The organism is Streptomyces sp. NBC_01216, from assembly GCF_035994945.1.
In the GTDB taxonomy this organism is placed as follows: domain Bacteria; phylum Actinomycetota; class Actinomycetes; order Streptomycetales; family Streptomycetaceae; genus Streptomyces.
Genome location: NZ_CP108677.1, coordinates 5,318,586 through 5,342,662, shown reverse-complemented (window position 1 = coordinate 5,342,662; position 24,077 = coordinate 5,318,586). Strand labels below are relative to the sequence as shown.

Sequence of the window (24,077 nt, the reverse complement as noted above, 5' to 3'; positions counted from 1 at the left end):
CCTCGGCCTTCGTGCTTCCGCCGTCACCCCTCCGGGGGCCAGGCATCGCCCCAGTCCACGTCGCGCGCCGCCCGGTAGAGCGCGCCGTGGCGTTTGGTGACCGTCTCCCGGGTCAGGCCCGTCTCCCGGGGCCCGCACAGGTCGAGGAGGACCTGGCCCTTACGGATCTGCGGCTTGCGGGTGATCCGCGCGGGCGCCGGGACGACCGGGAAGCGGGTGGCCACGACGTAGCTGAACTTCTCGTCCTCGTAGGGCAGGGAGCCGCCCTTCACCTGCCGGTGCAGCGAGGAACGGCTCACCCGCGCGGCGAAGTGGCACCAGTCCGCGCCCGGCTCGATCGGACAGTCCCCGCTGTGCGGGCAGGGCGCCGCCACCGTCAGACCGGCCGCCACGAGGAGGGAGCGCGCGGCGATGATCCGCTGGTAGCCGTCGGGCGTGCCCGGCTCCACGATCACGACGGCCCGCGCCACCCGTGCCGCCTCGGTCACGACCGCCCGGCGGTCGCCCTCGGTCAGCTCCTTCAGGACGTACGAGACCGTCACCAGGTCCGTCTCCTCGAGCTTGGACGCCCCGCCGATCCTGGCCCGCCGCCACTCGGCCGCGAAGGCGCCCTCCGCCAGCTCCCGCCCCAGTGCGAGGGCCGGCTCCGCCCAGTCCAGGACCGTCGTGCGGGCCGCCCCGTCCCATGCCTCGGCGACCGCCCAGCTCGCCGCGCCGGTGCCGCCGCCGACGTCCGTGTGCGTGGCCGGCTCCCAGCCGGGCGCCGCGTCCCGCAGCGCGCCGAGGGCCGCCCGTACCGCCTCGAAGGTCGCCGGCATCCGGTACGCGGCGTAGGCGGCGACGTCGGAGCGGTCGCGCAGGACGGGCGCGTCGGTCGGCGTGGTCCCGCGGTAGTTGGCGATCAGTCGCTCGACCGCCGAGGCCGCCTGCCTCGGCGGCAGCCCGTCGAGCAGCCCGGCCAGGGCGGCCCGCAGGGCGTCGGCGGTGGGAGCGGTCGGGAGGGAGGCGTTCACCCGGACATGCTAGAGCCTGTCGGGTGGCCTTCGGCCGCCCGGTCAGAGGCCACCCGACAGGCTCTCAGCTCAGCTCAGGCGGTCCGCGGCTCCGGGGCGCGCCAGGGCCGGCACATCCCCAGGAAGCAGGTGAGCGCCGCCACCGCGCAGACCAGTTGCACCACGGCCATGGGCACCGCCGTCGCCTCGCCGGCGATCCCGACGAGCGGCGACGCGATCGCCCCGATCAGGAAGGAGGACGTCCCGAGCAGGGCGGAGGCCGAGCCGGCCGCGTGCGGCGTCCGCATGAGTGCCTGGGCGTTGGTGTTGGGCATGGCCAGGCCCATCGCGGACATCAGGACGAACAGGCCGGCGGCGACCGGCGCCAGGCCCACGTCACCGAACACCCCGCTCGTCATCAGCAGCAGCGCCAGCGAGGCCAGCAGGATCAGGGCCAGTCCGCAGCCGAGGGCCTTGTCCAGGCTGACCCGGCCGACGAGCAGCTTGCCGTTGATCTGCCCGACGGCGACGAGGCCGATGGAGTTCAGTCCGAAGAGCAGGCTGAAGGTCTGCGGCGAGGCACCGTATATCTCCTGCACCACGAACGGCGAGGCCGAGATGTAGGCGAAGAGGGCGGCGAAGGCCAGCCCGCCGGCCAGCACGTATCCGGTGAAGACCCGGTCCGCGAGCAGTCCTCGCATGGTGCGCAGTGCCTCGCCGACGCCGCCCTCGTGGCGCCGCGCGGGCGGCAGGGTCTCGTCGAGGAAGCGCCAGACCACCAGGGTGAGCAGCACGCCGACGAGGGTGAGGACGTAGAAGACGCCCCGCCAGTCGGTGATCCGGAGGATCTGGCCGCCGATGAGCGGGGCGACGATCGGGGCGACGCCGGAGATCAGCATCAGGGTGGAGAAGAACCGGGCCATCTCCACTCCGTCGTAGAGGTCGCGGACGACGGCGCGGGCGATCACGATGCCGGCCGCGCCGGCCAGGCCCTGGAGCAGCCGGAAGCCGATGAGCAGTCCGGCGGAGGGAGCGAGCGCGCAGACCGCCGTGGCGGCGACGTACACGATCATGCCGATGAGCAGCGGGCGGCGACGCCCCCACCGGTCGCTCATCGGGCCGACGACGAGCTGCCCGAGCGCCATGCCGGCGAGGCATGCGGTGAGGGTGAGTTGGATGGTCGCGGCGGGCGAACGCAGCGCGTCGGTGACCTCCGGCAGGGCCGGCAGATACATGTCCATGGAGAGCGGTGGCAGCGCCGTGAGGCCGCCGAGGACGAGCGTCACGAGCAGCCCGGTGCGCCGGGCGGCGGCGACGGGGGTGGTGGACGTGTGGCCTTGCCTCGTGGTCTGGCCGCGCTCCGGCATCGACTGCTCCATTTCGTTGAATCTTTCCCTATGCTCTCAGCTCGTCCGGGGTGGTCGAGACCTAATGTGGCTGGGGTGGGACATGGCGAAGTCCGGAGGGACCGTCCGGTGGGGTGTGCTGGCGACCGGAGGGATCGCCGCGCAGTTCACCACCGATCTGCTGGGCATGGAAGACGCCGAGGTGGTGGCGGTCGCCTCCCGTACGGAAGCGACGGCGAAGACCTTCGCCGAGCGTTTCGGGATACCCAGGGCGTACGGGGAGTGGGCCGCGCTGGCCGCCGACCCCGAGGTGGACGTGGTGTACGTGGCGACGCCGCACCACGCGCACCGGGCGGCGGCCGGGCTCGCCCTCGAAGCGGGCAAGGCCGTCCTGTGCGAGAAGGCGTTCACCCTCGACGCCGGTGAGGCCGGGGAGCTGGTGGCGCTGGCCCGCGAGCGCGGGCTCTTCCTGATGGAAGCCATGTGGATGTACTGCAATCCGCTGATCCGGAAGGTGGCGGATCTGGTCGCGGACGGCGCCATCGGAGAGGTCCGGACCGTCCAGGCGGACTTCGGTCTGGAAGGCCCGTTCGCGGCGGGTCACCGGTTGCGCGATCCGGCGGTGGGCGGCGGGGCCCTCCTCGACCTGGGGGTGTACCCCGTCTCGTTCGCCCAGTTGCTGCTCGGCGAGCCCGACTCGGTCCGGGCCCACGCGCTGCTCTCGCCCGAGGGGGTGGACCTGAACACGGCCATGCTGCTGGGCTGGACGGATTCGGGTGCCTCGGCTCTGCTGTCCTGTTCGATCGTGGCGGACACCCCGATGACCGCCTCGGTGACGGGGGCGCGGGGCCGGATCGACTTCCCGCGCGGCTTCTTCCATCCGGAACGGTTCGCCCTGCACCGGACGGGCCGGGAACCGGAGGAGTACGTGCTCGCGGGCGACGGCTCCGCCGAGCGGCATACCTTCCGCCACGAGGCGGCCGAGGTGATGCGGTGTTTGCGGGCCGGCGAGACCGAGTCGCCGCTGGTCCCGCTGGACGGTTCGCTCGCGGTGATGCGGACGCTCGACGCGGTACGGGACCACATCGGCGTCCGCTACCCCGGCGAACGGGCCGCCGCGGGGGCCGCCGGCCCGCGCGGACATGAGGCGTGAGGCGCGCTACGCGGGTGTGAGCCCCGGGTTGCCCGCCTCCGTGACGAAGGAAGCGGCCGTGGTCACCGGGGCGTCCGGCGTCGTCACGGCCGCGACGGTACGGAAGTCCGCGCGGGCGCCGTGTTCGTCGAACGCGACCGTCACATAGCCGCGCCGCCCGTTGTAGAACTTCATGTGCGGGTTGGCCCGTGTCAGAGTGTCGTGGTTGGCCGGCCGGTCGGCGCCGTCCCGTCCGCTGGCGATGGAGGTGGCGACGATCTCGGTGCCGACGGTCCGGGAGTCCGGGTCGCGGAAGTCGGCCTTGAGGTCGAAGCCGTGGCCGACGTGGACGTCGCCGGTGAGCACCATGAGGTTGTCGACACCGGCCGCGGCGGCTCCGTCCAGGACCCTCCGCCGGGAGGCCGGGTAGCCGTCCCAGGCGTCCATGGACAGCTTGTAGCCGGGCCCCGGGGCGTTGCGGCGCTCGGCGAGGACGACCTGCTGCGGCACGACGTTCCAGCGCGCGTCCGACCGGCGCCAGCCGTCGATCAGCCAGCGTTCCTGGGTGGCGCCGGTCAGGGTGCGCCAGGGGTCCTCGGACGCGGGCCCGGGGACCTGCCAGCCGTCCCCGTACGCCTGGTCCGAGCGGTACTGACGGGTGTCGAGGATGTCGAACTGGGCGAGCCGGCCGAAGCGCAGGCGCCGGTAGAGCCGCATGTCGGGCCCGTCGGGCCGCTGGGGCGCGCGCAGCGGCTGGTTCTCCCAGTAGGCGCGGTAGGCGGCGGCCCGACGGAGCAGGAACTCCTCCGGGGGCGTGTCGTTCTCCGGGATGCCGCCCGCGTAGTTGTTCTCGGTCTCGTGGTCGTCCCAGGTGACGACGAAGGGGTGCGCGGCGTGCGCGGCCCTCAGGTCGGGGTCCGACTTGTAGAGGGCGTAGCGCAGCCGGTAGTCCTCCAGGGTGACGGTCTCCCGGGCGAAGACGGCCGGGAGGCGCCGGTCGGTGTAGGCGCGGGCCCCTCCGGTGGCGTCGACCGGGTACTCGTAGAGGTAGTCGCCGAGGTGGAAGACGACGTCGAGGTCCTCCCCGGCGAGGTGCCGGTAGGCGGTGAAGTAGCCGTCGTGGTACGCCTGGCAGGAGACGGCGGCGAGCCTGAGCCCGGAGACCGCGGCACCGGCGGCGGGCGCGGTGCGGGTGCGGCCGACGGGGCTGATCCAGTCACCGGCCCGGAAGCGGTAGAAGTACACGCGGCCGGGGTCGAGGTGGTCGACCTCGACATGCGCGGTGTGCTGGAACTCCGGGTGGGCGGTGGCCTTCCCGCGGCGGACGATCCCGCGGAAGAGCTCGTCGCGGGCCAGTTCCCAGCGGACGGCGACCCGCTCGCGGGGCAGCCCGGAGTCGGCCTCGAAGGGACGGGGCGCGAGCCGGGTCCACAGCAGCACGGAGCCGGGCAGCGGGTCCCCGGACGCCACGCCCAGGGTGAACGGGTCCTCGGTGATCCGGCGGCCGTCGAGTTCGGCGGCGCTCGCGGCACCGGCGGCCGGCAGGCCGACGGCGAAGGCCAGCGCGGCGGCGGCGCCGGTGACGGTGAGGAACCTGCGGCGGCCGAACCCGGCCGCGGCGGTGCGGAGTTCGTCGGTGTGGGTCTGCGCGGGTGTCATGAGCCCTCCCCTGACGGATGGTGTCCGTCCGGATATTGCAGAGGTAAGGGAAGACCCGGGATTGTCGGGTACAGAACATCCGCGTGTCGGACAGATGAGTTCCCTGTGCACCGGTCTCCCGTACGCTGCGCGCCCATGAGCACTGAGTCGCGGGTGGCAGTGGTGACGGGAGCGGGTTCGGGCATCGGCCGGAGCGTGGCGCTGGCCCTGGCGGAGGCGGGCTGGTCGGTGGCGCTGGCGGGCCGCAGACGGGAGGCCCTGGAAGCAACGGCCGCGTCCCTCCCGCCGAGGGCCGTCCTTCCGGTCCCCACCGACGTGACCTCCCCGCAGGCGGTGACAGCGCTGTTCGAGGCGGTACGGGAACGCTTCGGCCGGGTGGACCTGCTCTTCAACAACGCGGGCACGTTCGCGGGCGGTGGGGTCCCGGTCGAGAACCTGGACCACGAGACCTGGCGGACGGCCGTCGACGTGAATCTGACGGGCGCGTTCCTGTGCGCGCAGGCGGCGTTCCGGGCGATGAAGGAACAGTCCCCGCGAGGTGGCCGGATCATCAACAACGGCTCGATCTCGGCGCACGTACCGCGTCCGCACTCCATCGCGTACACGGCGACCAAGCACGCGATGACCGGCATGACGAAATCGCTCTCGCTGGAGGGACGTCCGTACCGGATCGCCTGCGGACAACTGGACATCGGGAACGCGGCGACGGAGATGACGACACGGATGCGGACCGGCATCCTGCAGGCCGGCGGCGAACTCGCGGTGGAGCCCGTGATGGACGCGGCGGACGTGGCGGCCACGGTGGTGCACATGGCGGGCCTGCCCCTGGAGGCAAACGTGCAGTTCGCGACGGTGATGGCGACGACGATGCCGTACATCGGCCGGGGGTAACGGCGTCCGTCCGCGGAGGGCGGGGGCGGGAGGCCGGGCAGGCCCGGGGGCCGGTACGCCGACGCCCGGCCGGCCGGCGTCCCTCCCGCCCGGCTTCCCGGCGAGCGGACGCTACGCCTGGCCGGTCTCGAAGCGCGCGACCTTCCCGCCCTCGACGACGAAGCGCCAGCGGGTCCGCATCTCGCCCCAGGTGTCGTTGCGGAACCGGGCGACGAGCGCCTGCCCGCCGTCCTTGACGGACTCGATCTCCATGTGGCCGCGCGAGGAGAAGATCTCCTTGTCGGTCCAGTCGTCGAGGTCGCGTTCCGAACCGTCGTCCGACATGGTGGCGCCGTCCGTCAGAGCACCCCGGAAGGCGTCGCGGTCGTTGGCGTTGAGGGCCACCACGAAAGCGCGCACGGCGGGGTCGGTGAGTTTGTCCACGGGAATGGTCATGCCTAACCCGTACACCTGGCGGTCCGGATCCCGGTGAACCCGGGCCGCTGATGTGCCGCGATCAGCGGAGGACGGACTCGGCCACCTGGGCGAGCGCGGCGGGGCCCGCCCGCGCATCCCACCTGGCAGGCTGAGCCGCATGGATGACGACGCCTGGACCACCGTTTCCCGTCTGCACGCCTGGCTGACCGACCATCAGGACCTGCCGCCGGGACAGGAGGTACTGCTACGGTCCTGAAGCTCTCCGAGGAGGTCGGCGAGGTCGCCGAGGCGCTGATCGGCGCGACCGGCCAGAACCCGCGTAAGGGCACGAGTCACTCCTGGCAGGACGTCGAGGCCGAACTCTGCGACGTGATCATCACCGCGATGGTCGCACTGCGCACCCTCACACCCGAGGCGGCCGAGGTCTTCACCGGTCATCTGCACCGGGTCGCGCGGCGGTCCCTGACGAGCTGAGCGGAACCGGGCGACGCGCAACCGGACACCACCGGCACCCCTTCGCCCCCTCGGCCCCTTACTCCTTTGACTCCTTCTACGCCTTCGTACGCCCGGCCTCTCGTACGCCCGGCCTCTCGTACGCCCCGCAGTGGGGCGGCGACTCTGTGTAGGATCCGGGCACTCGACCACCGCCACGGCCATCACCACGACCGGCGCTCCGGGCGTCCGCGTCGGCCACCGCCTTGACCGCCCCTGCCGTCAGGAGCCCCGTGTACCCGCCCCCACCGCCGCAGCCGTACCCGAGCCCCCACGCGCCGCAGCCGCCCGCGCCGGTCCGGCAGTGGTGGCGGCATCCCGCACTCGTCGTGGCGGCCCTGGTCGTCCTGCCGCCCGTCGGGATCGCGCTGGCCTGGCTGAGCCGGTGGAGCCGGAACGGGAAGATCGCCGCGACCGTCCTGTCCGGCCTGTGGTTCCTCCTGTTCCTGCTCTCCGACCCGCCGGCGGACCCCGCGGCCGACGCCAAGCCACGGGCGAGCGCGTCGGCCGCGGGCGCGGCGCCGGAGACCCCGAGCGCGAGTCCGACGCCGGCCGGTCCGCCGAATCTCGTGGGCAGGACCCTGGCGGACGCGAAGGCCGCCGCGCTGGCCGCCGGATACGACTCCGTCTCCCACGACGCCTCGGACGGCGACGCACGGCAGTGGGACGCCGGAGGCTGGACGGTCTGCTTCCAGACCCCGGCGGAGCGGCGGACCGGCGACCGGCCCGCGCTGGACTTCGGCGTGGGCCGGATCGACGCGCCCTGTCCGGTGAAGGACGGCGAGAAGGTGCCGTGGCCCAGGATGCCCACCGTCACGGGCCCGGCCTTCGGCGAGGCGAAGCAGCGGCTCGAACCGCTCGGCTTCAAGGCGGTCGAGCCGCGGAGCGCCTACACCGACGTCCCCCTCCCCGACTCCGTGGACGGTTGGAAGGTCTGCTTCCAGGACCCGCGGCCGGCCGAGGAGGTCCGCACGCCGCAGTACCAGACGGCGTACCTCTCCGTCACCGCCCCGGACACCGGATGCCCCGCGACCCCGAACACCGAACTGCACCCCGTCCGGCGCTCGGGCACGGGCGAGGACGACCCCGACGACTCCTCCGGCGAGTCCTCCGACGGCGGAACGACAGGCGGTTCGACGACAGGCGGCGGGAGCGTCGGGACGGTCACCCCGGGCGCGTACTGCTCGACCCCCGGGTCGACCGGCATCGGAGGCAACGGGAACGTCTACACCTGCAAGGGTCCCGGCCAGGACCGCTGGCGCCGCTGAGGACCCGGCCTGACTCCGTGACCCTGGAGGCAAGGGAACCGCGCACCGACCAGAGGAGCTGTGACGAGTTCGTCTTCGCCAACGCGGTCCAGAGCGCCGGAAACTCCGCGGGCCCCAACCCCGTCGCCTACAGCGGCAAGGAGTGCGTGGCGTCTTCCGGCCCCGCCGCAGGTGCTTGGGGAGTTGGGCCAGAGCGAGTCGAGCGGTTTCGATGTGATCGCTCGCGGTGTTGGAGCCCGCGTTGCCGGGCCGCAGCAGCGCGGCAACCGGCTCGCCGGATCCGGCCCGGCCGTGGTCGACGAACGCGACGAGCGGGTGATGGCCGAAGGTCTTCTTCCAGGTCGCGGCGGCGTCCTGCTTCTCGGAGTGCGCAAGGACGAGCACGCCGTCGATGTCCACGGTCACCGAGCCGTCGGCGGCCGGACTTCTCATCCCGGCCAGTTCCCAGACCCGCGAGCGTACTTCGGCCCGCGCCGACCGGATCGCGGTCAGCGCCTTCGGTCCGGCTGCGGCAAGGGCGTCGATGAGCCGGGAGACAGTCGGGTCCGATGCCACCGAGCCGAACACGTCGGGCTCGGCCCGCAGCATGGCGACATCGGCGAGGCAGCCCCGCCCAGAGCCGCCGCGAGGGCGACATCCAGCAGGACCTTGCCCGGATCGTGCCCCGCCACGGCCCGGTACCGAAGTACCCGACCGCACCGAGAAGGCGGCGGTAGAAGTAGCTCTCCGCCCACAAGAACGGCGCGTCGTACCAGGACCGCCCGAAGTACCCCCGACCCCAGTCCGCCCAACGCTCGAAGTCGTGGTCTTCGAGGGCCAGGGGCTCGACGACGCCGTTGGTGATCTCGTCCAGCAGGGCGTCGAGGGCCTCGTGCTGTCGGCGGCCGTACGGAAAGGCGTCTCGAACCTGCCGGATGAGGGCAGGGTGGCGCTTGGCCAGCACACCCCAGGCGAACGAGCCGGGCTCGTTGCCCAGGACGACCGGAGCACCAACTGGGCCGGCGTCGCGAACGGCCTCTGCGCCCGAGACACGGGAGGTCTTCTCTGTCATGGTGTCCAGGCCCTTTCGCATGTCGCTCACCTGGCCGTGATCCCGGGGGGATGCTCGCTGTCAGTCCAGCCCGCCGGTGGCTTCGAGGTGAGCGAGAAAGGTGGCCACAAGGCGTGGGCGGGGGACGTGGGGGACGAGCGCGTCGGGCAGGTCGGCTTCCAGGCCCCACTCCGTGTTGAAGGTGATGCTGCTGCCGTCCGGGACGACGCTGCCCCACAGCCACCCGACGAACTCCGCTGCGGCATGAGCCGTGCAGTCCTCGACGGCGATGCCTTCCGGGGACAGCTTGGCCATGCCCTCCAGCTCCTCCTCGCCGACCGTGATGCCGAAGTGCATGACGGACCCGCGAACGGGGCCTTCGTCGCCCGCGTCAATACGGACGAACGTATCCGTCTCCCGCTCGCGCAGCTTGGCCTCGATCCCTTCGTAGGTCAGGCCCCATGTGGAACCCTCGGCAGGGCAGAAGACGTACATGGTGCGGAGTTCGGCCAGTTCGGACGCGTCCACGCGCTCACTCCCTCATCGTGTGCTGCCGGTCAGGGTACGTATCGGGCGTAGCCCTTGACGCCGTAGGCGGCCATCATGACGCGCCAGTAGGCCACGGAATCAGCGTTGTTGGTGACCGTTTCCACGCCCCGCATCTCCTTGTTGCGTGGGTCGTTGAGAGCGGCGTTGTACTTCGTGAGCTCCTTGCGGTCCTTGTCGTAGAGGAAGTCCTTCTTGCCGGACTGGTGGTTCGCGCGGAGTTCGTCGAGCGAGCGGTAGCACGGCTTGTTCGGGTTGTTGACGTACTTGGCCTCGATCGCCATGCCGTCGCGGTCACGGAAGCCGTCGACCATCAGGGTGCTGTTGGCGCTGATGCCGAGCGGGATGGGGACCTCGTACTCGGGGTATCCGGCGACCCGCTTCTGGTAGGCGACCTCGGCGGGCTTCCCGCCGGACACGTCTCCGGCCCGCAGAGAGTTCAACCAGGTCTGGAAGTTCTGCTGCTCAGGGGCAGTGAGGGGCGGGAAGCGCGGGTCCGGCGGCGTCGGCGGTGCCATCGGCTGAACGCGAGGCCCGTTCGGCGGGCGGTAGCCCACGGGGACCAGGAGAGGCACCCGGATCAGCGGTGCGAGGAAGGGCGGCAGGGACGGAAGGGGCAGGAACCCGCCCCCGTCGGGCTGCGGCATAGGGACCTTGGCCTGCGAGCTGTCGAGCGCCGGAGGAATGTTCCCCAAACGCGCGATGCGCATGTCGCCGGTGACGAGCTCGTGCAGCCCGCCGTCGTGTCCCTCCCCACCGAACTGCGGTCGTTCCCAGATGGCGAGTGGCTCGCCGAAGAGGGGGCTTTGCTCGTCCGGGATCCTCTTCAGCGCCGTTTCGATGTGATCGGCGTACGAGTCGCAGGCGTGGGCGATCATCCGGCAGGCGGACGGCAGGTTCGCCATCAGGGTCTCGTCCTCGCCCACCTCGGAGGGAGGCGGAGTCTTGCCGACGAAGACGGTGAAGAAGGTCTGGACGGCTGCGGCGGTCTCGCCGAGTTGCTGGGCGGTCGCGGTACGCCAGGCGCTCTCGGAGTCCCCGTGGGCGTCGTCGAGAATCCCCGCCGCCGAACGCCAGGCGTTGGCCGTCTTGCGGAGCTTGTCCCGCTGGCCGTGGAAGCGGGAGCTGAGCAGGTACTGATCGGTCCAGCTGGTCTCGCCGACGACCTCGGGAAGTTCCTCGGCGTTGTGGCTGGCGCGCGGATTGCAGTCCGGTCTCGAAGGCTGGGCTCCGATGTCGGGCCCCACGCTCTGGCCGAGCAGGGACGCGGCGATTGCGCTCTCCTGCTTGAGAAAGTCCTCGGTGGCCTTGAGCATGGCGCCCGCACCGTTCGCCATCACCTGGTGAGCGAGGCCGGCCGCCTCGAAGACGGTCTTCACGGCCGGCTTGTAGACGGCGGCGAAGGCTCGTCCGGCGTTGTCGTCGCCCGCCATCCCGCCATGAGCGCTGAGCTCCGTGAACAGCAGGCCCAGCATGTCGTAGATCAGGTCCCGCAGCCGCACCATGGACCACGAAGCGTTGACGTAGTTCCCCGCCTTGTGTTGAAGATTCAAGACTCCCCCGCGCCCTCGGCCACCAGGCTGTTCGATGGACCGTACACGTTGGCGAGGGGAGGAGCTCCGCCGCACCGGGCACGTGGAGCATCTGTGGCCGATTCCTGCCGGTGGCGGGCTTGACCGCTGCCATCGTGGGATTCTGATGTGCTGTCAAGCCACCGGAGCGACTCATTCCCGAAACGGGATGCCCGAGTGCCGTCAGCGTCACTCCCGTCGGACGGGTCTGGCAACGCTTGGGCCAGCACGATCCAGGCGGCCTTGGCGCCACGTTCCGTGACATGGAACCCCCACTGCCCCCGGGCCAGTTCGTTCACGATGCGCAGGCCCCGTCCCCGCTCGACGAGCAACCCGCTCGCTCCCTCGGCCGGTTCGACGTCCGACGACGTGGCACCGAGGTAGAGGCCCGTGGGGAGCAGAGGATCCCCATCATGGATCTCGCAGATGTACCTCCCGGCGGCCGAGCGGACGTGCACCTCGTACGGGCCACACGCGTGCTCGTGCGCGTTCGCCACGAGCTCCGAGACGGCCAGGACTCCATCACTGATGACATCCCCGGACACACCCAGGTCCTTGAGAACACGTCGCAGAACCGCGCGGGCTTCGCCGGTCGGGTTGATGGTGCGGTCGGTCCAGCGGTACACGAGGCCGAGAGCGGCGAACGGTGCGCTGATCATCGGGCGGCGGACCTCCTGTGGGTGACGTCGATGGCCTTCTCCCGAGGCTGCGACGTGGTCGCGGAAGTGCGCCAGGTACGCCGGTGAGAGGCGTCCAGCCGCAGGAAGCACCCAGACTTCTGGCGCGCGGACCCGGAAGGATCGTGGCTCAAGCACCAGCCACAAGGCCGGTCGCGAGTCACGCACTCAACGATGACCGCCGGTGCCCCTGATGCTCATGGGCGTTTATGAGCGCGAGGGGCCAGCGAGCGGCACGGCACTCCAGCGACACCGCCGACCCGCCGCCGGCCTTCGCTTTCGCCCGTCTGATCACTGGGAGAATGGGCGGGTGAGTGCTGACGTGTTGGGACGCTGGGTACCGGATCGTCCCGAGGAAGTGGCCGCGGTCTTCGCCAAGGCTGACTTCCGGTGGTGGATCGCCGGTGGCTACGCAATCGAACTCGCGGTCGGCCGCGAGCTACGCGCACACGGCGATCTCGACGTGCTCGTCCTCCGGCGCGACCAGGCCCGCGTACAAGATCTCCTGGCCGACTGGGACCTGTACGTAGCGGACCCGCCCGGCCAAGGGGAGCTGCGCCCGTGGCGTCCTGGAGAGGTCCTTCAGCCACCGCTCCACGACATCTGGTGCCGCCGCACGCCGAAGGCGCCCTGGTCCGTACAGCTCATGCTGGACGAGGCCGAGGGCACCGAGTGGATCTCGCGGCGCACCCCGGAGATCCGGCTCCCGATCGACCGGCTCGGGCGAACGAGCGAGACAGGCATCCCGTATCTCGCGCCCGAGGTGCAGCTCTTCTACAAGGCCAAGGCGACCCGGGACAAGGACGAGACCGACTTCGCAGCTGTGCTGCCGCTGCTCGACGCTCCGGCACGCGCTTGGCTGGCGGACGCGATCAACGTGATCGCGCCCGACCACCCCTGGATTCGCCGGCTCCTGCCGGTCAGCCGAACGTGAGCAGCGGAACGTCGTAGAGATCGGGGTTCCGGGGCCGGGTCATCGTGGGCGACGTGACCTCAACGATGAACAGCTCGCTGAGGAACTGGACCTTGGCGCTGAGGAGGTGGCTCGTCCTGCCGTCGGCCGACTGGGCCTTCAGGCCGGCGGATACGTGGATGTGCGGAAGTATCCCGCCGGTGGCGGGATCGTGGGCAAGGGTGCCCGCTCCGAACGCCTCGACGTTGGTGACGTACGTCTTCGCCCAGACCGGTGCGTCCGGGTCCGCGAGCTTCTCGCAGGCGCCCACGATCTCGGCCTCCGCGAAGGCTCCGATGAACGAGGGGATGTAGCCCTGTCGCACACCGTTGTCCCGGCAGAAGGTGGACAGCGCCTCGAAGAAGTCCTCCCCGTGGTCGAAGGTGACGCCGAAGGTACGGCCGACGGTCAGCTCGTGAGCACGCATGTGCGGGTTTCTCCTGATGACGTGGGATCAGCGGGCAGCGGCGGTGGTGAAGGTCTCGCGGACGACCGCCCCGTCGGCGCCTTGGGCAAGCAGGGCCTGCAGCAGGAGCCGCGCCTGGTAAGGGCCGAGGTCTCCGGCACCGATGAGCCCTCGACCGAGGAGGTCCTTCTCGGAGCCGGGGAAGCCGTACGTGTCGGACAGGACGGGGCCGTTGCCGATACGGGAGGCGAGGACCACAGGGATGCGGGACGCGAGCTTGGTGAGCCCTTCGACGAGACGCTCCGGGACGTGGCCGACGCCGAAGGCCGCGACCACAAGTCCGTCGCAGTTGCCGTCCCACAGGTCGAGCAGGGCACCGTCATCGCCAAGAGTGACGACGTAGAGCCCAACGCGCGCCTCGCGGGTGGGGGTACGTACCAGCGGCCCACGGCTCGGCAGGCCGCTCGCCATCCGCACCCGGTTCTCCGCGATCCGCGCGATCGGGCCGCACGCCGGTGAGGTGAAGGCGGCGGGGCTGGTGGTGTGGGACTTGCGGACGGTCCGGGCCGCGTGGATCTCGTCGCCGAGTACGACGAGGCAGCCGGCGCCCCTGAGGCCGGGATCGGCGGCGGCCAGGACTGCGGCGTGGAGGTTGGCAGGGCCGTCGGCGCCGGGCAGGGTGGGGTTGCGCATCGCCCCTGTGACGACGACCGGCTGCTCATGGCCGTGGTAGAGGTCGAGGAGGAAGGCGGTCTCCTCGATGGTGTCGGTCCCCTGAGTGACGACGACACCGTCGATGTCTCCGGTCTCCAGCTCCGCCGTGATCTCGGCCGACAGCGCGGTGAGGTCCTCGAACGTCAGGGAGGCGCCGGGCAGACGTCGAAAGTCCCGCACCTTGAGGTCGATGCCGCTCGTGGCCAGTGCGGGTACCGCGGCGAGGAGTTCATGGGCCGAGAGCGCGGGTACGACGCCACCCGTGGTGGGATCCGTGGTCATGGCGATCGTGCCGCCGAGGGAGAAGACCGCCACGTTCCTGACCGACTCCGTCATATCCCCTGCTCCCCTGTCCGGACGCCGCCGAGCGCGGCCTCACGAGTGGTTCACGCAGGCTATCGGGTCGGTGCCGTCCGGGTACGCGGAATGATCACCAGCTTCTCGGCCACGAACCGACAGGCGGCCTCCAGCCCTTCGAGGCCGAGCAACCGGCTGCGCGGCCGGGCAAGCCGCTCCGTGCCGACGGCCGACAACTGTGCGCACCGGCGACCGAGCCAGGAGGCATCGAGGCCGAGGTACTCCGCCGTCGCCGCGAGGCGCTGTCCGGCTTGCTCGGCCGCTGTGGCCGAGTGGTGACTGACGTGGCCGGTCACATCGGCGAACGTCCGCAGGGCTCCCGGACGCGCGGTGACCGCGAGGTGGGACGCTCCCTCGGTCCGTACCCAAGAGGCGATGACAGCCCGGCGCCCGGGAGAGAGGGCGAAACCGTCAGTGTGTGCGAAGCCTCCGTCGTCGGTCACCCAAGTGCGAATGCCGAAGGACTCCATGAGCGCGATGGCGAGGAACAGCAGAACGCGCTCGCACGCCGGCGACGAGGCGACCGCCGTCTCGGGGACGCAGAACCCTCGGCCGCTCGTACCGCCCGGACGCCGGGGTGCCATTCGTTCCAGGTACTGGTACTTGTGCCGGAAGAACAGCCACGTGGCGGCCTCCTCACCGCGCTGTTCCCTGGTCCAGAACACGGGTGCGTCGCCCAGGTGGTCACGGTGGCCCAGGATGTACCGGGCTGCGGTCTCCGAGCCGATCAACATCCGGGAGACTTCGGTCAGGCCGTGGTCGGAGGCGAGCGGCGAGCCTAGGGAAGCGGTGAGCGAAGCCAGCGAGGTGTACAGGGCCTGGTCGTCGCCGAGCAGTGCCGCCTCGAATCCCGACATGGCCCACAGGATGCCGTAAGTCAGGTCGTCCAGTTCGTACGCGGCGGGAATGTCGACCGGGTCGGAGGCAGTGGCGCGTGCGCCGCTCGGTCGGGCGTCGGTGACGAACTGCCGGACCGCCCCGTCCACCGTGCGGTTCGCGACGACGAGCGCGCGCATCGGCATGGTGCGCCAGGCATCCAGCTCCGGGCGGGAGTCGAGTCTCAGGCTGTCCCCGAGGAAGGAGGCCGCGGGAAGGGTCAGCACGGGAAGCGCCGTCGTCGAGACGGACCGGCCGGCGGGTAACAGAAGCTGGCCCGGCCCTTCGGGCAGCGCCGCGTACCCACGGGCTCCGGTGTCCGCCGCTCCCAGTCGGCCCGTGGAGCCCGGGATGTGTGGATCGGCCGTAGGCAGGAGCCCGAGCAGTTCCTCCGGGACTCCCAGCGCATCGGTCCACTGGACGAACTGCCGTCGGTCGCGGATCTGTTTGAGCCCGCGTTCCAGTCTGCTGACCTCGGCCTGGTCGATGCTGACCATCCGCGCCACCCCGGCCTGGGAGAGGCCCGTGTGCTTCCTGAACAGCTTGACGACGGTTCCGAGTTCCCATGCGGCCACGGCTCGCCGGACCGTCGGATCACGCCAGAAGGCCGGGTCGGCCCGTCGGGCGGCCGGCCCGTCCTGGCACGAGGCGCATCGTGTACCGGCGTTGAAGCGACTGAGTAGGGCACCGCAGCGCACACACCGCCGCTGTCCGCTGTCGACCATGGTCGGCATTCTCCCTCTCTCCGCGACCACCCGGACACGTTCCGCTGGTGGGGCTCATAAACACTCATAGGCGTGGGCCTTCGTGGCGACCATCGTGGTGGAGCACCACCGACCGGAGCCGCGTGCCGCGACTCCCCGGACGTGAGGATCCACCTGTGACCTCCTTGACCCTGCCGCCCCGGCCCCCCGGTTCACCGCCGCTGGCCCACGCCTGGCAGACGCTGGCGGACGGGCTGCTGACCCAGCGGCTCCATCTCCACCTCGACGAATGGCGGGCTGCCGTCGCCGAGGAGAAGGCGCTGCCGGACGTGCCGGGCGCCGATGTCTCCGTGCTGGCCCAGCGCCCGTCTCCATTGTCGGCAGGCGACGGGTCCGCGATGGCGCTGCTGGAGGACGCCGGGCTCGGCTTCTGGTGGGAACTGCCCCAACGACACGGAGCGGAGTCGCGGAACCAGCGCGGGGCGCTTCACCGCGCCGCCGACACCGCTGTCCAGGGCATCCTCGCGGAGCAGTCCGGGGCGGCTTGGTCCGACGCCGTGACGGCCGTCAGCGCCGCCGCCGCGTGGTGGGTGGGCTTCTTCACGGTCATCCGTCACCGCGGGGTGCACCACATCACGCTGGAGCCGCACCCGAGCCCGCTCCATGAGCAGGCCCTGGGCACCGCGGTGAGCGTCGTGGCCCACGGCATGGCCACGCGGGTGCTGGAGGCGGCGCTGCGTAACTCCGACGACGACCCGGACCTCCGCGCCGCGTACTGCCGGGCCATCGAGGCAGGCATCTGCGCCGAGCCCGAGCTGCCCCGCCTCATCGACGAGTTGGCGGAGCTGCGGCTGGTGGACCTGGTGTCCACCACGGCCCGCTGGCGTGGTCGCTTCACCAAGTACGCCGGCGGCACGGGAGCGGGGCAGGTCGAATGAACCACCGCTATCCGTTCATCGTCATCGAGGGGCTCGACGGCACCGGCAAGACGACGCTGCGCAAGGGTCTGTTCCGGCTCTGGGAGGGGCTCTACGGCGTCACCCCGCTGTGCATGCTCACCACCAACTTCCTCGCCGCCGACCAGGCCGCCGCAATCGTCACCGGCAAGTACCAGCCGAACACCGGGAACCGTGACGCCTACCTGTCCGCGATCGCGGCGGACAAGCGGGCCACGCTGGATCGCCTCGTGCTCCCCCAGCGGCCGGCCCGGCCCGTGATCGCGGATCGCTGGCTCCTCAGCGAGCTGGCCTTCTTCGCCGTGAAGCACGACATGAGGGTGTCGCAGACGTACGAGGTGCTGGCCGCGCAGCTCACCGCGGCCCCGCATCTCACGTTCGTCCTGGACCTGGAGACCGACGCCTCGATGAGCCGGGCGCAGGCCCGCCAGGGTGACGCCGTCCGGGCCGACTGGGACGTCCACGACGTCCAGAGCCGGGTTCGCGAGACCTACGAGGCCGTGGTCACGAAGCCCGACGAGTTCCCGTCCCTCGGCGACGTGGTCCGCCTGGACGCCCGCCGACCTCGGTCCGAGGTGCTGCTCGCCGCCTGGGACGTACTGCGCGAACGGCAGCTGGTGCCGTCGCTCGCCGCCCGCGCGGAAGAAGGAGAGACCCATGGCTGACGGCTCGAAGGCGACGCGCCTACGTGAGGCCCTCGACGACAGCGAGCGAAAGCACCCTCTGCTGGCGATCGGTGCGGTGAACGCGCTCGCCGCGCACGTCGCGGCGGAGGCGGGCTTCGACGCCCTGTGGGTGAGCGGTCTGGAGGTGTCCGCGGCCTCCGGGCTGCCGGACGCCAACGTCCTGGGGCCCCGGGACCTGTCCGACGTGGTCGCCTCGCTCGGCCGTGTCACCGAACTGCCCGTCGTCGTGGACATCGACAACGCGGGCGGCTCGGGGCGCACGGCGGAGCGGTTCGCGTACGACCTGATGCGCGCAGGAGCCGCGGCGGTGTGTGTCGAGGACAGCGCGTACCCGAAGTGCAACAGCTTCGCGGCCCACCGGGACCAGAGCCTCGCGGACCGGGACCTGCTGTGCGAACAGGTGGGGCGCATACGGAAGGTCGCCGGTGACGGCCTCGTGGTCGTGGCCCGCACCGAGGCCCTGATCGCCGGCGAGGACCTGGCCACGGCGATCGCCCGCGCCGAGGCGTACGCCGAGGCCGGAGCGGATGCGGTACTCATCCACTCCAAGGACGCGACCGGTGATCAGGCGCGGGCCATCGGAGGTGCGTGGAGGCACGGCGTACCGCTCGTCAGCGTGCCCACGGCGTTCCCCGACCTGAGCGCCGCCGAACTCGGCGAGGCCGGCTTCGGCCTCTGCATCTACGCGAACCAGCTCAGCCGTGCCGCCCTCGCGGGTATGCGCACCGCCGCCCGTCAGTTCCAGCGCGGAGGGAGTTTCCGCTCCACCGTCGCAGGGTCCCTCGCGGAGGTCGGCGACCTGATGCGCGTCGGCGAACCGGAGGCACTGTCGTGCCTCTGACAGCCGAGCTGCCTCGGATCAGTGTGTCCGTGAAGGCGGCGATCGTGCGCGACGGCGCCGTCCTGCTGCTGTCGTACGACGACGAGGCCGGGTTCCACTACAACCTTCCCGGCGGCAAGGCCCAGGTCGGCGAGGACCTGCGCCAGGCCGTGAGGCGGAAGGTCGCGCAGGAGTCCGGCCTCCAGGTCGTGGCCCGGCGTCTGCTGTGTGTCGTCGAGTACGTCCCCGAGTCGTGGCAGGGCGAGTTCGGGGACATACAGAAGGTTCAGTTCAACTTCCTCGCCGAGCAGGTGGACGACGCCGAGCCGCGCATGCCGGAACCGCCGGACCCCATCCAGGTGGGCTTCGAGTGGGTTCCGCTGGAACGTCTGGGCGACGTGTACCTGTTGCCCCGGATCAACCGCCATCTGTCGGCGGCGTTGAGCGGGGAGCTCGTCGACCCCTTCGTGGACAGGTGGTGACCTTCATGGAACCGACGCTGAAGGATCTGCGGGAGTGGCTGCTGCGGGAGCACTCCGGGACGGTCTGTGCCGACCGACTCCACGTGATCGCCGACGAGCTCGCCGGCCTGACCGCCCGCGGTCTGCCGGGCCCCGTGGTGGAGCTCGGCTGTTACCGGGGGGTGATGGCCCTCTGGATCCGTAGCGTGCTCGACTCGCTGGGCGACACCGACCGCGAGATCCACGTCTTCGACTCCTTCCAGGGCATGCCCGCGCCCGGCGCCGAGGACTCGGACCATCTGGCGGCGGGCGAGCTCCGGTCTACCCCGGACGACGTGCGCGCCACGCACGCGGCCTGGGGCAGGCCGGCGCCGGTCATCCATCCGGGATGGTTCGACGAGACCCTTCCCAAGGAACTGCCCGACCAGATCGCGTTCGCCTACCTGGACGGCGACTTCTACGACTCCACCCTCGCGGGGCTCACGCACTGTGTCACCCGTCTGGTACCGACGGGCGTGCTGCTCATCGACGACTACGCGGACACGGCGGTCAATCCGCGGGCCTGGGACGGGCTCCCGGGGGTGAAGCGCGCCTGCGACGCGTACTTCGGCGCGCCTTCGCCCGTGACTGTCGTCGTCGGCGAGGGCGATCTCGCCTTCGGCCGGTACGAGAAGCCGGAGTTCCTCCGATGAGCCCTGTCCTGGTGCTACGTGGTGCGGCGGACGCGAGCGCGATCCGCCGCGCCCTGCCCGATGTCCTCGTACACGAGTCGCCGGACCTGGACTCGCCTCTGCCCGCCGAAACAGCCGTGCTTGTCCTGCGTTCCGGCGTCCGTCTCGGCGAGAGCGAGCTCGACGTGCTTCCTCGCCTGCGGCACGTCGTACGGACCGGCTCCGGCATCGACCACATCGACGTGAACGCCCTCCGGCACCGTGGCATCGCGCTGCACCGCAACGCCGAGGCCGGCGCGGACGCCGTGGGCGAGTGGGTCCTCGCCGCTGCCCTCGCCCTGGCCCGGCGGATCCCCTTGGGGCAGCACGCGCTGCTGCTCGGCCGGCACGAGAAGCAGGCGTGCATGGGTGCGTCACTCGGCACCCTGGCCGCAGGTATCTGGGGCGCGGGCCCGGTGGGGCTGGCCGCCGACTGGGCCCTGGCCCCCTTCATGGGCCGGACGGCCTTCGCCGCGTGGCCGTCGAACCCTCCCGGCCTGCGGGAGCTGTCGCAGACAGCGCTCATGGAGCAGTCGCAGGTACACGTGATCGCTCTGCCGCTGCGCCCCACGACCGAACAGCTCATCGGCGAGGACTTCCTCGAACGCGTCGCTCCGCAGCGGCCTCTGCTCATCTGCGCAGGACGGCTGGAGACCCTCGACGTCGCCGCCTGCCTGCGGGCACTGGAGGACGGAAGGCTCTCGGGCCTTGCACTCGACCCGGTCGAGCGGGAGCACCTGCCGCTCCTCACCGGCTCCACGACGCCGCTCAACCTCCTGGCCTCGCCCCACATCGGGGCCCAGCGCTCCGACGTGCGCTGCGCGCTCGACCGATGGGCCGTCGATCTCCTCAAGGAGATCACCGCTGACAACACGATCCTGATCGAAGGAGGCCACCGGTGAACCCATCGGCACGATTGCGCCGGGAGATCGCCGACAGAGTCGCCCAGGCGCTACTCACATCCGGCGAGGCCCGCGAGGTCTGGCTGGAGGGAGCCCTCGCCTGCGGCTTCGCCCACGCAGCGAGCGACATCGACCTGCGTGGCATCGTGGACGGCGCCCTACCGGCGTGGGAGTCACGCATCGTGGACGGCGTCCGTGTCGACCTCCAAGCGGAGGCGCCGCAGCGGGCGGAGGAACTCCGTCACCTGCTCCGCTCCTTCGACGTCCGCCGAGACGACCTCGGATCGTTCCGCCGGGTACGCGCCTCGATGCGCGACCTCATGTGTCTGCGCACCGCTCTCTCGTACGGCTCTGGACGCTGGGATCCGGTGCTCGATCCCGAGGAGCGCCAGGGCTACCGAGGCTGGGCTGTCGCCGACCAGGCCGAGGTCGCGGCGAGTCTCGCCGAGGACCTGACCGGTCTCGTCGAAGACGGCCTGGCCGAACCCGCCGACGTCGTGTGCCGGAAGCTGGAGACCTGCCTCACCGCGCTCGAGTGCGCGGCGGCTGGTCATCCGGTACTGGGCGACAAGTGGCTACCGCTGCTTGCCAGCGCTCCGTTCCGTCCGCCGATCGACCCGGCCCGCACGGAAACGTGGGAGTGGTTCCGTCCGGTTCAACGACGCGTGACCAGAGCGCTCCTCAGCTGCTGGCCCGTCGACGACCCGGTGCAGAAGCCTCCCAACCTGGTCGCCCCCGACGCCGGCTGGCTGCCCCAGCGGTACGCCGACGGGTGGTTCCTTCGCCGCGGCGACGTCCACATCCCCATCACCGGCGGACAGCTTCTCGGGTGGCTGTCCACGGTCTCCACCGATGGCGCGTAGACCGCGCCTCTCCTCCTCAGGAGTCCTCTGATGCCCGTCACCCGCACCGCCCCGACAAACCTGGAGAGTCTCTACGCCCCGCTGCCGAGCACCGGTCCGGACACCGCGGTCTCCGTCATCCTCAAACTCCGCGGCGAGACCTGCGACATCGACTGCCTGTACTGCTTCGAGAAGCGCAAGGAGTCACCGGGCGGCGCCCGTATCAGCGCAGCGCAGGTCCACCGCCTCGGTTCGATCTTCTCTGGGCGCCCGCTCAGCGTCGAACTCCACGGCGGGGAGCCCCTGACCGCCGGCCGGGAACGGATCGCGGAGATCCTGGACGCGCTCGCCGCACAGCCGAACGTCATCCGCGTGAGCCTCCAGACCAACGGCCTCCAGCTCGACGACACCTGGCTGGACCTCTTCGAGCGGCACTGCCCGGAGCTGGAGATCGGTATCTCCCTCGACGGGGACGCGCTCGGGAACTCGTGGCGCGTCGGTTACGACGGCCGCCCCACGTACCCCCGAGTGATCGAAGCCCTGGAACTCCTCGGCCGTCGGGAACGCCACGTCGGCGTCATCTGCGCCGTCACCCCCTACGTCCTCGGCCGGGCCTCCGAAGTCATGAAGCACCTCGCCTCCTTTCCCGCCGTGACGACGGTCAGCCTTGTGCCGTGCTTCGACGCGGCGGTCACCCGGTCGACTACGGTGGCCGGATCCCGTACGCCGACCAGCCGGGCACTACAGCGACGGGCCATCGGCCCCACCGGCCCGGCCTGGGCCGTCACGCCGCGTCAGTACGCCGACTTCGTACTGGAGGCCGCCCACCACTGGGTCGCCGACGGCCTGTTCCACCGCGTCAAGCTGGAGCCCGTCGTCTCCGTCATCCGCCGCCTGAGGGGTCTACAAACCCGTTCCTGTCACTTCTCCGACTTGAAGTGCGACCACGTTCTCACCCTCTATCCCGATGACCGCCTGGGAAGCTGCGACGAGCTGCCCTGGCCGCAGGCCGGCCTGACCACCCTCGGCGACGTGCACGCTGAGGCGGACGTCGCCGGCGCCCAGGGCGGCTCTCCCCTGCTCCGGCAGGCACGCTCCCTGGTCACAAAGTGCACGACCTGCGACTACCGCGACACCTGCGGCGCGGGCTGCGCGGCAGTCCGCCTCCGCTTCGCCGCCACGGGCGACGAAGACGCGTACTGCGACCACCGCATGCGTCTGATCGACGGCGTCGCCGCCCTGCTCGCCCAGCCGGACCTCCCGCCCGGTGCCTCCTGTTCCCGGCTGCGCTGGCGTCCCGTCCGCCCCAACGACATGCACCACGTCGCCGCCTTCCTGGCCCGGTGGGATGACCCCGCCGTACCCCGCCCGCCAGCACACCTCCAGGTAAGCCCCCACGGCAACATCAACACGGTCGGGCTCCCCGGTGTGCATGAGGCAGACGATCTCGACCCGCTACACCCCCAGTGGTACGAGGGCATCGAGCCCGGCGTCCGTCCGGTAGTCGACGCGCTCACTACGGGCTATAACGCCGTCACCTATGACAGCTGCCAGGGCCACACGTACGCCGACCTCCCCCAAGCCGAGCCCCGCTTCCTCTCGGTCGGCATCCTGCCGCGCGACCGCGCCGAGTACGCGCGTACAGCCACGCGCCTGTGCCATGCCGCCAGCCGAGCCGAGTCCTCCCTGCCCGTGGCGTGTTCCTTGGTCCTCGGTCGCAGCGAGCTCACGTGCCGCACCACCGGCCGGGTGTACCCGACGCTCGACCTCCATCTCGTACCCACTGCCGGCACCACGCCTGCCGAGTACTTCGAGGACCTCTCCCAGGCCGTGCACGTACTCACGGAAGCCCTGGCCAAGGCCGCCTCTGCCCCGCCCTCCACCCCCTGCGCGTGCGGAGGCGAGCAGTGATCCACATCGCCGAGACTCTGTCCATCCGTACTGTGGAGGGCTTCCTCAAGCCGGACGAGATCGAGCGACTCAACCTTGTCATGGACGACACGCTCGGCTCCCTCGGACGCGACCGGTACGGCACTGGCCGCAGCACGACCATCCACGAGATCCCCGGTCACTCCCCCGCCGAGGCGCAGGACGTCTACGAGCCGGCCGGCCGGATCGAGGTAACCGAGATCCCGTACGAGGCGACCGCCCTCCTCGATCAGGCGCTGAAGCTGCACATGGCCGCCATCACGCGCACCCTGCCGTCGGTCACCGGCCACCGGCCGTGGATCTACCTCGAGTACGGCGCCGGCCAGTACATCACCCCACATGCCGACGGCATCGCCCCCGATCCCCTCACCCGTCCCCGCCAGATCGCCGCCGCGACGATCACGCTCACGGACATCCAGGACACCGGCGGGGCGTTCTACGTGGAGACCACGGGCAGCGATGCCGTCTGGACCGCCGACGACGCGCCGACCGGGTCGGGTTACGCCCCGGGGATGCGCCTCGCACACGACGGGACGGACATGTCCTCTCCCTGGTTCCGCGCCATGACCCGCACCCGATGGAGCGTCGCACCCGCTCCCGGCACGCTCGTGGTCTTCGGCAGCCAGCTCGTCCACGGCACCGAACCTGTCCGCGCCGGTCGCGTTCGCAAGTTCCTCACGCTCTTCGTCTCCGAGTCGGAGGCTTCGCCGCCATGACCGGCCCCCGCGGCCCGCCCCGCAG

Annotated in this window: 23 protein-coding genes and 3 pseudogenes; 14 read left to right on the top strand and 12 right to left on the bottom strand. The window is 71.1% G+C overall.

The window, feature by feature from the left end; genetic code table 11:
* Nucleotides 1-23 precede the first annotated feature (23 nt).
* Nucleotides 24-1,013, bottom strand: coding sequence for a small ribosomal subunit Rsm22 family protein (locus OG393_RS23950; protein WP_327376746.1), 990 nt, complete (start codon nucleotides 1,011-1,013; stop codon nucleotides 24-26).
* Nucleotides 1,014-1,087: 74 nt separating this feature from the next.
* The gene (locus OG393_RS23945; RefSeq protein ID WP_327378526.1) at nucleotides 1,088-2,359 is read right to left on the bottom strand and encodes a Bcr/CflA family multidrug efflux MFS transporter; all 1,272 of its coding nucleotides are present in this window, start codon (nucleotides 2,357-2,359) and stop codon (nucleotides 1,088-1,090) included.
* 82 nt (nucleotides 2,360-2,441) lie between these two features.
* On the opposite strand from OG393_RS23945, the gene OG393_RS23940 reads away from it, so the two are divergent.
* Nucleotides 2,442-3,491, top strand: coding sequence for a Gfo/Idh/MocA family protein (locus OG393_RS23940; protein WP_327376745.1), 1,050 nt, complete (start codon nucleotides 2,442-2,444; stop codon nucleotides 3,489-3,491).
* A gap of 6 nt (nucleotides 3,492-3,497) precedes the next feature.
* Here the strand turns inward: OG393_RS23940 and OG393_RS23935 are convergent, their stop codons facing one another.
* A complete protein-coding gene (locus OG393_RS23935) occupies nucleotides 3,498-5,129 on the bottom strand; it encodes an alkaline phosphatase D family protein (RefSeq protein WP_327376744.1) in 1,632 nt (543 codons plus the stop codon).
* A gap of 135 nt (nucleotides 5,130-5,264) precedes the next feature.
* Between OG393_RS23935 and OG393_RS23930 the strand changes: the two genes are divergently transcribed.
* The gene (locus OG393_RS23930) at nucleotides 5,265-6,020 is read left to right on the top strand and encodes an SDR family oxidoreductase (RefSeq protein ID WP_327376743.1); all 756 of its coding nucleotides are present in this window, start codon (nucleotides 5,265-5,267) and stop codon (nucleotides 6,018-6,020) included.
* A 111-nt stretch (nucleotides 6,021-6,131) separates the two neighbouring features.
* Here OG393_RS23930 and OG393_RS23925 read toward each other — a convergent pair whose 3' ends face one another.
* On the bottom strand, nucleotides 6,132-6,455 hold the full coding sequence (locus OG393_RS23925) for a nuclear transport factor 2 family protein (protein ID WP_327376742.1): 324 nt from the start codon (nucleotides 6,453-6,455) through the stop codon (nucleotides 6,132-6,134).
* Between the two features lie 139 nt (nucleotides 6,456-6,594).
* Between OG393_RS23925 and OG393_RS23920 the strand changes: the two are divergent.
* Both OG393_RS23920 and OG393_RS23915 read left to right on the top strand, forming a co-directional pair.
* Nucleotides 6,595-6,911: pseudogene (locus tag OG393_RS23920) on the top strand (MazG-like family protein).
* Nucleotides 6,912-7,162: 251 nt separating this feature from the next.
* Entirely contained in the window at nucleotides 7,163-8,197 is a 1,035-nt protein-coding gene (locus OG393_RS23915) for a PASTA domain-containing protein (RefSeq protein ID WP_327376741.1), read from the top strand.
* A 153-nt stretch (nucleotides 8,198-8,350) separates the two neighbouring features.
* On the opposite strand, the pseudogene OG393_RS23910 reads toward OG393_RS23915, so the two are convergent.
* The 5 genes and pseudogenes from OG393_RS23910 to OG393_RS23890 form a co-directional block, all read right to left on the bottom strand.
* Nucleotides 8,351-8,868 (bottom strand): annotated as a pseudogene (locus tag OG393_RS23910) (transposase); the annotation flags it as partial.
* A pseudogene (locus OG393_RS23905) lies at nucleotides 8,859-9,248 on the bottom strand (hypothetical protein); the annotation flags it as partial. The pseudogenes OG393_RS23910 and OG393_RS23905, both read right to left, overlap by 10 nt.
* A gap of 60 nt (nucleotides 9,249-9,308) precedes the next feature.
* Nucleotides 9,309-9,755, bottom strand: coding sequence for a hypothetical protein (locus tag OG393_RS23900; protein ID WP_327376740.1), 447 nt, complete (start codon nucleotides 9,753-9,755; stop codon nucleotides 9,309-9,311).
* A 29-nt stretch (nucleotides 9,756-9,784) separates the two neighbouring features.
* The gene (locus tag OG393_RS23895; protein WP_327376739.1) at nucleotides 9,785-11,326 is read right to left on the bottom strand and encodes a restriction endonuclease fold toxin-2 domain-containing protein; all 1,542 of its coding nucleotides are present in this window, start codon (nucleotides 11,324-11,326) and stop codon (nucleotides 9,785-9,787) included.
* A complete protein-coding gene (locus OG393_RS23890) occupies nucleotides 11,323-12,003 on the bottom strand; it encodes an ATP-binding protein (RefSeq protein ID WP_327376738.1) in 681 nt (226 codons plus the stop codon). Before OG393_RS23890 ends, OG393_RS23895 begins: the two co-directional genes overlap by 4 nt.
* A gap of 328 nt (nucleotides 12,004-12,331) precedes the next feature.
* Between OG393_RS23890 and OG393_RS23885 the strand changes: the two genes are divergently transcribed.
* Nucleotides 12,332-12,955 (top strand): nucleotidyltransferase domain-containing protein, encoded by a 624-nt coding sequence (locus tag OG393_RS23885; RefSeq protein ID WP_327376737.1) that lies wholly within the window; start codon nucleotides 12,332-12,334, stop codon nucleotides 12,953-12,955.
* On the opposite strand, the gene OG393_RS23880 is transcribed toward OG393_RS23885, so the two are convergent.
* The 3 genes from OG393_RS23880 to OG393_RS23870 are packed head-to-tail and all read right to left on the bottom strand — an operon-like array spanning nucleotide 12,942 to nucleotide 15,901.
* On the bottom strand, nucleotides 12,942-13,400 hold the full coding sequence (locus tag OG393_RS23880) for a PPC domain-containing DNA-binding protein (RefSeq protein WP_327376736.1): 459 nt from the start codon (nucleotides 13,398-13,400) through the stop codon (nucleotides 12,942-12,944). The two genes, OG393_RS23885 and OG393_RS23880, sit on opposite strands and share 14 nt — an antisense overlap.
* Nucleotides 13,401-13,427: 27 nt before the next feature.
* Nucleotides 13,428-14,429 (bottom strand): asparaginase, encoded by a 1,002-nt coding sequence (locus OG393_RS23875; RefSeq protein ID WP_327376735.1) that lies wholly within the window; start codon nucleotides 14,427-14,429, stop codon nucleotides 13,428-13,430.
* A gap of 59 nt (nucleotides 14,430-14,488) precedes the next feature.
* A complete protein-coding gene (locus tag OG393_RS23870; RefSeq protein ID WP_327376734.1) occupies nucleotides 14,489-15,901 on the bottom strand; it encodes a helix-turn-helix domain-containing protein in 1,413 nt (470 codons plus the stop codon).
* Nucleotides 15,902-16,206: 305 nt separating this feature from the next.
* On the opposite strand from OG393_RS23870, the gene OG393_RS23865 reads away from it, so the two are divergent.
* The 9 genes from OG393_RS23865 to OG393_RS23825 are packed head-to-tail and all read left to right on the top strand — an operon-like array spanning nucleotide 16,207 to nucleotide 24,052.
* Nucleotides 16,207-16,968, top strand: coding sequence for a hypothetical protein (locus tag OG393_RS23865; protein WP_327376733.1), 762 nt, complete (start codon nucleotides 16,207-16,209; stop codon nucleotides 16,966-16,968).
* Complete coding sequence (locus OG393_RS23860) at nucleotides 16,965-17,651, top strand: dTMP kinase (protein WP_327376732.1); 687 nt, start codon at nucleotides 16,965-16,967, stop codon at nucleotides 17,649-17,651. The genes OG393_RS23865 and OG393_RS23860 overlap by 4 nt, the downstream gene beginning before the upstream one ends.
* Nucleotides 17,644-18,513, top strand: coding sequence for an isocitrate lyase/phosphoenolpyruvate mutase family protein (locus OG393_RS23855; protein ID WP_327376731.1), 870 nt, complete (start codon nucleotides 17,644-17,646; stop codon nucleotides 18,511-18,513). Before OG393_RS23860 ends, OG393_RS23855 begins: the two co-directional genes overlap by 8 nt.
* Nucleotides 18,504-18,974 carry an NUDIX domain-containing protein gene (locus OG393_RS23850; protein ID WP_327376730.1) on the top strand — a complete coding sequence of 157 codons (471 nt, stop codon included), beginning with the start codon at nucleotides 18,504-18,506 and terminating at the stop codon, nucleotides 18,972-18,974. The genes OG393_RS23855 and OG393_RS23850 overlap by 10 nt, the downstream gene beginning before the upstream one ends.
* A gap of 5 nt (nucleotides 18,975-18,979) precedes the next feature.
* On the top strand, nucleotides 18,980-19,645 hold the full coding sequence (locus OG393_RS23845; protein ID WP_327376729.1) for a TylF/MycF/NovP-related O-methyltransferase: 666 nt from the start codon (nucleotides 18,980-18,982) through the stop codon (nucleotides 19,643-19,645).
* A complete protein-coding gene (locus tag OG393_RS23840) occupies nucleotides 19,642-20,565 on the top strand; it encodes an NAD(P)-dependent oxidoreductase (protein WP_327376728.1) in 924 nt (307 codons plus the stop codon). Before OG393_RS23845 ends, OG393_RS23840 begins: the two co-directional genes overlap by 4 nt.
* Nucleotides 20,562-21,428, top strand: coding sequence for a hypothetical protein (locus tag OG393_RS23835; RefSeq protein ID WP_327376727.1), 867 nt, complete (start codon nucleotides 20,562-20,564; stop codon nucleotides 21,426-21,428). The genes OG393_RS23840 and OG393_RS23835 overlap by 4 nt, the downstream gene beginning before the upstream one ends.
* A gap of 30 nt (nucleotides 21,429-21,458) precedes the next feature.
* Complete coding sequence (locus OG393_RS23830) at nucleotides 21,459-23,318, top strand: radical SAM protein (protein WP_327376726.1); 1,860 nt, start codon at nucleotides 21,459-21,461, stop codon at nucleotides 23,316-23,318.
* Nucleotides 23,315-24,052: a 2OG-Fe(II) oxygenase gene (locus OG393_RS23825; protein WP_327376725.1), complete on the top strand. Its 738-nt coding sequence runs from the start codon at nucleotides 23,315-23,317 to the stop codon at nucleotides 24,050-24,052. The genes OG393_RS23830 and OG393_RS23825 overlap by 4 nt, the downstream gene beginning before the upstream one ends.
* Nucleotides 24,053-24,077 lie beyond the last annotated feature (25 nt).

Bases quoted from the DNA above. Each gene is read 5' to 3' on its own strand.
- OG393_RS23845 (WP_327376729.1), top strand. From the start codon at position 18,980: ATGGAACCGACGCTGAAGGATCTGCGGGAGTGGCTGCTGCGGGAGCAC.
- OG393_RS23875 (WP_327376735.1), bottom strand. From the start codon at position 14,429: ATGACGGAGTCGGTCAGGAACGTGGCGGTCTTCTCCCTCGGCGGCACG.
- OG393_RS23830 (WP_327376726.1), top strand. From the start codon at position 21,459: ATGCCCGTCACCCGCACCGCCCCGACAAACCTGGAGAGTCTCTACGCC.
- OG393_RS23855 (WP_327376731.1), top strand. From the start codon at position 17,644: ATGGCTGACGGCTCGAAGGCGACGCGCCTACGTGAGGCCCTCGACGAC.
- OG393_RS23860 (WP_327376732.1), top strand. From the start codon at position 16,965: ATGAACCACCGCTATCCGTTCATCGTCATCGAGGGGCTCGACGGCACC.
- OG393_RS23840 (WP_327376728.1), top strand. From the start codon at position 19,642: ATGAGCCCTGTCCTGGTGCTACGTGGTGCGGCGGACGCGAGCGCGATC.
- OG393_RS23890 (WP_327376738.1), bottom strand. From the start codon at position 12,003: ATGATCAGCGCACCGTTCGCCGCTCTCGGCCTCGTGTACCGCTGGACC.
- OG393_RS23935 (WP_327376744.1), bottom strand. From the start codon at position 5,129: ATGACACCCGCGCAGACCCACACCGACGAACTCCGCACCGCCGCGGCC.
- OG393_RS23880 (WP_327376736.1), bottom strand. From the start codon at position 13,400: ATGCGTGCTCACGAGCTGACCGTCGGCCGTACCTTCGGCGTCACCTTC.
- OG393_RS23945 (WP_327378526.1), bottom strand. From the start codon at position 2,359: ATGCCGGAGCGCGGCCAGACCACGAGGCAAGGCCACACGTCCACCACC.
- OG393_RS23930 (WP_327376743.1), top strand. From the start codon at position 5,265: ATGAGCACTGAGTCGCGGGTGGCAGTGGTGACGGGAGCGGGTTCGGGC.
- OG393_RS23925 (WP_327376742.1), bottom strand. From the start codon at position 6,455: ATGACCATTCCCGTGGACAAACTCACCGACCCCGCCGTGCGCGCTTTC.
- OG393_RS23940 (WP_327376745.1), top strand. From the start codon at position 2,442: ATGGCGAAGTCCGGAGGGACCGTCCGGTGGGGTGTGCTGGCGACCGGA.